Source organism: Bacillus sp. AP50 (assembly GCF_040492675.1).
GTDB lineage: Bacteria > Bacillota > Bacilli > Bacillales > Bacillaceae_G > Bacillus_A > Bacillus_A cereus.
Map to the genome: position 1 here is coordinate 1 of NZ_JBEUTW010000665.1, position 1,048 is coordinate 1,048.

Sequence of the window (1,048 nt, forward strand, 5' to 3'; positions counted from 1 at the left end):
GTATAATATAAATGGAAGGAATAATTTGTAAAATGATAGTTCGTTGTTAAAAAGGGTTACTAATATTTTGTATAAGTGGAGGCGTTTAATTGAATGCTTATGATTTTGGAAGGCAAAGTGTAGAAAAGTTGAAAAAAGAGAGTAAAAGATTTTCTAATTTATTTGATTTCTGTAGTAGTTTATCTGGTTATCAAGAACTTAGATTTGTAGAAGCTTCTGAAAGTAGGGGAAGGATAGAATATAGAAAAATGGTGAGAAGAAAAGGATTATTCCTGATTTGAAGTTTCGTGATGGAGAATGCATACTTCACGCAGTCGAGGTTGATCGTTCGCAGAAGATGAAAGTGAATGATGAAAAATTAAAAAAGTATGAAGAGTTCACACGAATTTATAAACAAAAATATAACGGGAAGATGCCAGTGATTCATTTTTTTACAGTTACAAAATACAGAGAAAAGAAACTGGAAGAGTTAGCGGGAAAGTATGATATGTTTATGAAGGGAAATATATATAGAAGAAATATAAAAAATGTGCTAACAAGTTTGCAAACGGCAAACGAACTTGCTAACACCTATAAGAAATAGACATAAATTATCGCTGATATGTCGTCTTTGAAAATAGCTTTAAACAGTTAAATCCCACTTATACGAAATGCTCATAAAAACATTCTTAATATCAAGAATATAATCATCCAGATATTCCTTTACTTTTAAGACGGAAACGAGGCATGATATTGATTTCTACCTCAGAGTTTGCGTCAAATAATAAAAAAATACGGTTTGTAAAACTAAAAATACAACAAGCTACAACCGGTATGAAATGGATTAAAATATTTAGAAATTTAAAAGATGATTTTCAAATAGGGGGAGAGGTGGATTTAGACCATATTCTCCAATATCCGAAAGATTATATTGTAGGGGAAAATAAAAGGGTGTTATTTCCATACAATGAGAGAATTTATAAAGTTCAAGGTACTAAAATAGAACCGGGTATAAAAGTAAAGGAAAGAGAGTATTTATTTAAAGACTTTCAGCGTAAATTCTCTTATT

The 1,048-nt window shown here is 30.1% G+C and carries 1 protein-coding gene and 2 pseudogenes; all 3 read left to right on the forward strand.

Annotation, left to right across the window (positions count from 1 at the left end; translation table 11 throughout):
- Positions 1-89 precede the first annotated feature (89 nt).
- On the forward strand, positions 90-281 hold the full coding sequence (locus ABWK52_RS28100; RefSeq protein ID WP_098209393.1) for a hypothetical protein: 192 nt from the start codon (positions 90-92) through the stop codon (positions 279-281).
- A pseudogene (locus tag ABWK52_RS28105) lies at positions 245-499 on the forward strand (replication-relaxation family protein); the annotation flags it as partial. The gene ABWK52_RS28100 and the pseudogene ABWK52_RS28105, both read left to right, overlap by 37 nt.
- Before the next feature lie 173 nt (positions 500-672).
- Positions 673-1,048: pseudogene (locus ABWK52_RS28110) on the forward strand (translation initiation inhibitor); the annotation flags it as partial.